10 protein-coding genes are annotated in these 7,302 nt (G+C 68.6%); 8 read left to right on the plus strand and 2 right to left on the minus strand.

Annotated elements, in window-relative coordinates; translation table 11 throughout:
- Positions 1-2: 2 nt before the first annotated feature.
- Both A5714_RS04980 and A5714_RS04985 read right to left on the minus strand, forming a co-directional pair.
- On the minus strand, positions 3-317 hold the full coding sequence (locus A5714_RS04980) for a hypothetical protein (protein WP_068283347.1): 315 nt from the start codon (positions 315-317) through the stop codon (positions 3-5).
- Position 318: 1 nt separating this feature from the next.
- Positions 319-972, minus strand: a complete 654-nt coding sequence (locus tag A5714_RS04985) for a DJ-1/PfpI family protein (protein WP_068283364.1) — start codon at positions 970-972, stop codon at positions 319-321.
- Positions 973-1,138: 166 nt separating this feature from the next.
- Between A5714_RS04985 and A5714_RS04990 the strand changes: the two genes are divergently transcribed.
- The 8 genes from A5714_RS04990 to A5714_RS05020 all read left to right on the plus strand — a co-directional run bounded on the left by A5714_RS04990 (position 1,139) and on the right by A5714_RS05020 (position 7,204).
- Entirely contained in the window at positions 1,139-1,858 is a 720-nt protein-coding gene (locus A5714_RS04990) for an HD domain-containing protein (protein WP_068283351.1), read from the plus strand.
- A gap of 102 nt (positions 1,859-1,960) precedes the next feature.
- Positions 1,961-2,500 carry a hypothetical protein gene (locus tag A5714_RS04995; RefSeq protein ID WP_068283354.1) on the plus strand — a complete coding sequence of 180 codons (540 nt, stop codon included), beginning with the start codon at positions 1,961-1,963 and terminating at the stop codon, positions 2,498-2,500.
- 114 nt (positions 2,501-2,614) lie between these two features.
- Positions 2,615-3,706, plus strand: coding sequence for a cytochrome P450 (locus A5714_RS05000; RefSeq protein ID WP_068283356.1), 1,092 nt, complete (start codon positions 2,615-2,617; stop codon positions 3,704-3,706).
- Positions 3,707-3,825: 119 nt separating this feature from the next.
- Positions 3,826-4,122: a hypothetical protein gene (locus A5714_RS05005; protein ID WP_068073766.1), complete on the plus strand. Its 297-nt coding sequence runs from the start codon at positions 3,826-3,828 to the stop codon at positions 4,120-4,122.
- Between the two features lie 79 nt (positions 4,123-4,201).
- Complete coding sequence (locus A5714_RS25910) at positions 4,202-4,354, plus strand: hypothetical protein (RefSeq protein ID WP_156671424.1); 153 nt, start codon at positions 4,202-4,204, stop codon at positions 4,352-4,354.
- Positions 4,351-5,229: a lytic transglycosylase domain-containing protein gene (locus tag A5714_RS05010; RefSeq protein WP_068283357.1), complete on the plus strand. Its 879-nt coding sequence runs from the start codon at positions 4,351-4,353 to the stop codon at positions 5,227-5,229. Before A5714_RS25910 ends, A5714_RS05010 begins: the two co-directional genes overlap by 4 nt.
- 99 nt (positions 5,230-5,328) lie before the next feature.
- A complete protein-coding gene (locus tag A5714_RS05015) occupies positions 5,329-6,330 on the plus strand; it encodes a MoxR family ATPase (RefSeq protein WP_068283361.1) in 1,002 nt (333 codons plus the stop codon).
- Between the two features lie 7 nt (positions 6,331-6,337).
- The gene (locus A5714_RS05020) at positions 6,338-7,204 is read left to right on the plus strand and encodes a DUF58 domain-containing protein (protein WP_068283367.1); all 867 of its coding nucleotides are present in this window, start codon (positions 6,338-6,340) and stop codon (positions 7,202-7,204) included.
- The last annotated feature ends 98 nt before the right edge of the window (positions 7,205-7,302 follow it).

The raw sequence follows: 7,302 nt of genomic DNA on the forward strand, positions 1-7,302 counted from the left end.
CGTCAGACGCGTCGGGTGCCGTTGATCGTGGACCGCGGTAACCGCCCGGCGCGGGAATGGCCGCGGAGATCGTCGCCCTCGACGAGCACATCGAACTGCAGGTTCAGCTTCATCGGTTTGGTGACGGATTGCCGCCAGCGGACCCGTTGTCCGCCGCCGTCGTCGCTGACCACGATGTCGGTGCAGGGCACGGTCTCGTGTCGACCGGCAGCGCTACCGGTCAGCACGCCTTGGTCGTCAAGGCGGAAGCAATACGCGATGTGCAGCGTTCCGACCGGCGTCTTGATGCTGACGTCCCAATCGCCGAGGATGCCCACCTCATACCGCCCTGGGCGCGCGGCCACCGTTGGTCCAAACGGTGCCGCGACTCTCGAAGGCGAACATCGCCTCGACGGCCAACGTGATCTGCGAGCCGTAGGTGCGGCGGAGCAGGTAGAGCGCCAAGTCGAGGCCCGAGGTGACACCACCGGCGGTGACGAGATTTCCGTCGTCGACCACCCGGGCCGCCACGGGGATCGCACCGGTGGCCTCCAACACGTCCACCCCGAGATGATGGGTGTTGGCGTGGCGACCGTCGATCAGTCCGGCCATGGCCAACGCCAGCGACCCGCCACACACCGTGGCGACGGTGACGGCGGGGTTGTCCAACGCCTGACGCACCAACGGTGCCGCGGCGGTCTCTCCGAACCGGGCCAACAGCACCGGGATGGTGTCGACCTCGTCGGGGTCGCCCTCGATCGGTCCCACCGCACCGGGAACCACGACAAAGCCGGGCTTGGACGGATCAAGTCCGGCAGTGGCCGTCAGCACCAAACCCCTTGAGCCACTGATGACCTCGCGCGGGCCCTCGGCGGACACCAATTCGACAATTAGCTCGCCACCAATGGCGTCGCTGCCCGCGACCAGAACTTCGTAGGGGGCAATGGCGTCCAGGGGATCGAATCCGTCGAACAACACGATCTGTGCGTGCATGGGCGTGATCATCACCCAAGTCGCCTCGCCGCCACAGCGTTCGGGCGGACAGTCACCGCCGGAATGTCGCCACGCGGCGGTGAGAGCGCGCGCACGTCACAATCCCGGCGGTTGTTGGCCAGTTAGCCACTTGCCCGGCGCGGGCGGGGCGGGCACGGTCACTGGCATGACGAGTGAGGATCGAACCTTGACGACGAAGGCCGGCGACCTCTCCTCGTGGAACCTGCCCGACTCGAAGATCTGTACTGCAGCCTTCGATCTGGCGGAACGCGTCTCGCCGGTGTTCCTTCACAACCACTGTGTGCGCAGCTACCTGTTCGGCCGTGAGCTGGCGGCCGCTCAGGGGATGCGCGGCGGCGCCGACTACGACGAAGAGACTGTGTTCCTCGCGTCGGTCCTGCACGATCTCGGCCTGACGTCCTACGGTCGCGGCGACCAGCGCTTCGAGGTCGAGGGAGCCGATGCCGCGGCCCGATTCCTCGGAGAGCAAGGCCTGCGTGAAGACCGGGTGACCACAGTGTGGCAATCGATCGCGTTGCACACCAGTATCGGCTTGGGGCACCGATTCGGCGCCGAGCATGCGGTCTGCCACAGCGGAATCGATCTGGATGTCGTCGGTGCTCGAAAAGAGTTGCTACCAAGCGATTTTGCCGATCGAGTGCACGCTGCTTGGCCGCGCCACAATCTGGGCTACGCGATCAGCCAAGCTATCGGGCGCGACACCCAGAGCAACCCCGGCAAGGCGCCGCCGTTTTCGTTCCCGGCGCACATCCACGAAGTGGTCAACAACGCGCCCTCCGTCAGATTCGCGGACCTGCTCGCCAGCCATGGGTGGGGCGACGAGATGCCGCGCGAGTTTTCGGCCGCCCAGGCCCCGGGCGGTTAAGGGGGTCGGTCAAGTCCGCTCCACCATGCGAACGAAGACGCCGCTATTTCGCCATAGGCGCCCGACGACGATATCGCCCGATCGAACGGATATCGTTCGCGAGTGGCCACCACGACTCTCAAGACGGCAGCGCTCGCGGCATCGCTGGCGCTGACAGCGTGCGCCGGGGCCCCTCACGCGGCGGCCGACCCGACGCCACAAGCGCCATTTCCGACCGGAAAGTCCGGCACCACCATCCATGTCACGGAGTACAGCGGCGCGACGGCCGACGTCACGCTCAACAATGCGAACTGGATCTCGTCCGGCTGCTCCCTCGGCGCAGGCTGCAACGTCATCGAGATCACGATCGTCGGGAAGTCCGACACGTCGTTCGCCTACAGCGAGAGGTCGCTGACCGCGGCGTCTTCGGCCTGGCGCCAAGACCCCTACCGCGACACCGAGGGCGGCTCGTCGTCGGTGGACTACCAGCAGATCAACAAAGTCCCGCCGCTGCGGTCTGGCACCGTCACCAACGGCCAGACCGCCCACGGGTTCATCGCTTACGACAGCAGCGTCAAGCAGGGCGACGTCTACATCGAGTTCAACGACCCGAACGCTCCGGCGGCCCCCACCCCGCTGGCCGGCTGGAAAGTGCACACCTAGGCCCCGTGCCGCCGGCGTCGCCGCGCCGACGGACCGTACCGGCGATAAACTGGCGCCCTCGAAAATCGCAGGTGGTCCCCCCTGGCGGGGCCGCCGGATGAAAGGCGGTGCGCGGTGACCGGGTCCGGGAACGCAGCCGAGGCCGCCGCGCTGGACGTCCTGCGGTCGGACGAGGCGGCGGCCGAGGGCTTCAGGGACTGGTTGGCCGCCGCGCGGCGGGCCGGCCAACGAGTGCTGCGCGAGCCCGACGGCAGCTACGTGCTGTGGCGGCGCGACGACGTCGTGGCCGCCATGCGCGATGGTGACACCTTCGCCAGCCGCCAAGGCGAACTGATGCCCGGTAACCCACCGTTCGGCCCGTACCGACAGATCATGGTCGAGTTGCTGTTCAACCCGGGCAACTCCCGCGAGATGCTCAAGCCGGTGCGCCGCATCATCGAAGACTGCGTCGGCGCGGTGGCCACGAGACTCGACCGCTGCGACGGCTCGGGCGTCGCCGAAGTCGTCTGGCGCGCAGCGTTTGTCACCGTCTGCGGGCTCCCCAGCACCTTGGCTCCCGACGCGGTCAACGCGCCGCTGGTGGCAGCGATGCGCCGAACGCCGCTGGATGGGCCGGACGTCATCAGCCGCCTGGCCGCCGAACCCCTCAGCGACGAAGAGGTGTTGGGGTTGATCGCCTCCGTGGGGCGCGGCTTGATCTTCGCTTCGTTCGCCATCAAGGCGGGGCTGGCGGTGTTGGCGCGACAGCCGGCGCTGCAGCGAGAGCTCCGCGAAAACCCCGGCCGCCAGCGCAGGTTCGTCGAAGAGTTGCTCCGCCTGGACGGCGGGGCGAAGACCGTTTCCCGGATCACCAGTCGCCGCGTGACGATCGGCGAGACGACCATCCCCGCCGGCTCCCCGGTGCAGTTATACGTCGGACTGGTACACCGCGACGAGGCCGACGACATGTCTGGGCAGTGCTTCAAACTGGATGGCGCGCAGCGTAATTGGAGCTTCGGGGGAGGACCGCACCGGTGCCCGGCGTCGCACCTGGCCCGCGACCTGCTGGCGATGTTCTTCGAGATCTGGCTCGACGCGGTCCCGTTCTTCTCGTTCGACTGGAGCAGCGGCGGCATTCCCAAGGCGTGGCATCCCAAGCCGTACAGCTCCGCACCCACCGAGACCTTCGACGGCTGGGCTCCGGTTCGCGTACCGCTGGCCTGGTAACTGGAGCCGTCCTTGGCGCGGGCCGCGCGGAGTGAACGCGAGGTGGCGCCGGTGTGACGGTTCGGCGCGCGATCCGGCAAGTCGTCGCGTCGGCGCGTCCGGCGGGCTATGTATGGAGGGTGAGCAGCCATGTGAACCTGACCCAGCAGGAAAACACCTTGATCGGCGAGAGCCATCCCGCAGCGCTGGAGCGCATGAGCCCGGCGCAGCTCAAGGATCTGCAGAGCCGGCTCAGGGCTGCGCGCGAGAAGAACTTCAACATGCTGCGGCGTCAGGGTGCGGCCCGCGTCGAGGCCGAGGGCGCGCGCGGTGCCGCCCAGCCCGCCAACGAGCGACGCGGCGAGAAGGTGGAGGTCTTCGACGAGGCCCTCGCCCGGGTGGGTCAGCGCCTCGACGCGGTGCGCGACGTCGACTAGCGGCCGCAATCGCGGGTCGGACGTTGTCCTCGGCGCCGGACGGGGTATGGGTTCTGCATCCCCGAACGAGGAGACAACGATGCCCCGACACCACGACCCCGACGCGCCCGACGAGACCGCGCAGCCTCCCGAGTCCACCGGCGCGGCGGACGACCCGCCCGTGGCCCCGGAGCAAGGGGAGGGTCCGATCCCTCCGGTCGCCGGTGAACCGCGACCACCCATCGGCAATTGAGCAGGTTCGCGCTGTTTGCCGCGGGCGCGATCGTGCTCGCGGTGACCGGCGGCGCATCGCCGGCGCCGGCCGCGCTGGCAGGTCCACCACACGCACCCTCGGGCATTCAACCCACGCTGGCGCCCGATCCCACCCAACTCGCCGACGACCTCGTCGCCGACGAGCTCGCTTTGGGCGACCCGGCGACGCCCCAGGCGGCGCTCACCGCGGCCGCGCGTCGCCAACAACTGGCCTACCGGGTCATCGGCCGGCACCCGGACTGGGATGCCATCGTCCGTCCCCGCATCCCGCCGGCGCTGCTCGACGGCTACGACCGCAACGTCGACGCTCGACGGCAACTGCAGGCGATGACCCAACCGCGGAACACGGTGCCCGCGTGGCGGATCGACCCTCCCGCCCCGGCCGAGGAGCTGCTGAACGACTACCACGCAGCGGAGGCGGAGTCCGGCGTCGGCTGGAACTATCTGGCCGCCATCAATCTAGTCGAGACGCGCTTCGGCAGCATCAACGGCGTAAGCACCGCCGGTGCGCAAGGGCCCATGCAATTCCTGCCGTCGACGTTCGCCTCTTACGGCCAGGGCGGCGACATCAATTCGCCCCACGACAGCATCGCGGCGGCGGGCCGCTACCTCGCCGCCAACGGTTTCGGCAGCGACCCGGACCGCGCCCTCTTCGGCTACAACCATGCCCGTCAATACGTGCAGGCGGTCGACGACTACGCCGCGCTCATCGCGGCCGATCCCGCGGCGTTCGCGACGTTCTACCGGTGGGAGGTCTACTACGCGACGACCGCAGGCGACGTGCTCCTGCCCATCGGTTACGCCGCCGCGGCGCCGATCCCCGTCGGGGACTACGTGGCGGCCAACGCCCAGTAGCGGACCCGACGCATGACTCGGGGTCCAGCGCCCGGTGGCCGACGCCGCGTGGCCGGCCCCAGGTGTCAGAAGCCGGCGTCCGGGTAGGTTAGCGAGGGTATGGCTATCGCACGAACACAACCGGATCAGCGCGACCTCGACGGCGTTCGACAGATCGTCGACGCCATTTCCCAGGCGTTCGCGGCCAAAGTCGTCGGCCAGCGCGACCTGCGCGAATCGCTGCTGATCGGGCTGCTGGCGGGGGGTCACATCCTGCTCGAAAGCGTGCCCGGACTGGCCAAGACCACGGCCGCCAAGGTGCTCGCCGAATCGGTCGACGGTCGCTTCCACCGCATCCAATGCACACCGGACCTGCTGCCCAGCGACATCGTCGGCACGCAGATCTACGACTCCTCGACGGGATCCTTCGTCACCCAGCTCGGCCCCGTGCACGCCAACATCCTGTTGCTTGACGAGATCAACCGGTCCAGCGCCAAAACCCAGAGCGCGATGCTCGAGGCGATGGAGGAGCGACAGACCACCATCGCCGGGCAGGTCCACCCGATCGCGGATCCATTCCTGGTGATCGCCACCCAGAACCCCGTCGATCAGGAAGGCACCTACCCGCTGTCCGAGGCGCAGACCGACCGCTTCCTGCTCAAGGAGATCGTGCGTTATCCCACCCCGCAGGAGGAGGTGGAAGTCATGGCGCGCATCGACGCGGGCGTCTACGACAAGGGACACCGCGCCAGGCCCGCCGCCAGCCTCGCCGACGTCCAGCGCCTGCAGCAGGTGGTGCGTCACGTCCACATGGACCGCGCGCTGATGCTCTACGCCAGCCAACTGGTTGACGCCACCCGCCACCCCGCGCGGGTGTTGCCCAAACAGATCGCCCGGCTGGTCGAGTACGGCGCCAGCCCGCGCGCCACGATCGCGTTCTGCAAGGCGGCCCGCGCGCAGGCGGTGCTGTCCGGCCGTGCGCACGTGCTGCCCGAGGACATCGCCAAACTCGCGCACCGGGTCCTGCGCCACCGGCTCATCCTCGGTTTCGAAGCGGCCAGCGCTGACATCACCCCCGAAGTCGTGGTGGACGCCGCGCTGCGGGCCGTCCGCGTCCCCTGAGGTGCTCTTGGGAAAGCACCTCAACCGGGCGAAAGCACACTTCGGCACCGACACCCGCGGCCTGCTCGAAGGCGGCCGTTACGCGCTGTTGCACACGCGCAGCATGGAATTCGACGACCTGCGCCCCTACGTTCCCGGCGACGACGTCCGCGACATCGACTGGAAGGCCTCCGCGCGTTCCGGCGACGTGCTCATCAAGCGGTTCGTCTCCGAGAAGCACCACAAGATCTTGCTGGTCGCCGACGGTGGCCGCAACATGTCGGCGCTCGCCCCGAGTGGCGAGTGCAAACGCGACGTCGCCGCCCACGTCATGGGCGCCGTCGGGCTCATCGGCCTGCGCCGCTCCGACGAAATCGGCATGGTCTACGGTGATCGCCGCGGCTGCGTGAACGTCCCGCAGGGGCGCGGCGAATCCCACATCGAAGGCCTGCTGCACCGCTGGTATCAACACACCACGACCGCCCCGGGCGGCAGCGACATCACCGCCCAACTCGATTATGTCGCAACGCATTACCGGCACACCATGCTGATCCTCGTGGTATCGGACGAGCCCGAGGTCGACCCGCGGCTCGGTGAGGTGCTCGGCACGCTGAGCGGGCGCCACGACGTCATGTGGGCACTGGTGTCCGACATGCCGGCGGTCGGCGCCGACAACACCGACGGGTACGACGTCGCCACGGGTCGTTTCGTCTTGAACGGCGCCGAGCTGGGCCCTCGGGTTGTGGCGGCATACCGCAGCGCCGAGCACAAGCGGCGGGCCCGCCTGGACGCGTTCCTCACCGCGCACGCGGTCCCGCACGCAACGATCACCGGCAGCAAGGACATTCGGCGCGAACTCGTCCGCTTGACCGAGGTGGCCAAGCGTGCCGGATGACTTGCTGCGTCACGTCTTCGGGCCGCAACCGTACTCGCAGTGGTGGCTGTGGTGGGCCGTGTTGCTGATCGTCGGCGTCATCGCCTGGTACGCGGCGC

It is taken from the genome of Mycobacterium sp. E2462 (assembly GCF_001672685.1).
Classification (GTDB): Bacteria; Actinomycetota; Actinomycetes; order Mycobacteriales; family Mycobacteriaceae; genus Mycobacterium.

What these genes read in the sequence shown, in the direction of transcription:
- A5714_RS04985 (WP_068283364.1), bottom strand. Translation starts at nt 972, where the DNA reads ATGCACGCACAGATCGTGTTGTTCGACGGATTCGATCCCCTGGACGCC.
- A5714_RS04990 (WP_068283351.1), top strand. Translation starts at nt 1,139, where the DNA reads ATGACGAGTGAGGATCGAACCTTGACGACGAAGGCCGGCGACCTCTCC.
- A5714_RS25910 (WP_156671424.1), top strand. Translation starts at nt 4,202, where the DNA reads ATGCCCCGACACCACGACCCCGACGCGCCCGACGAGACCGCGCAGCCT.
- A5714_RS05015 (WP_068283361.1), top strand. Translation starts at nt 5,329, where the DNA reads ATGGCTATCGCACGAACACAACCGGATCAGCGCGACCTCGACGGCGTT.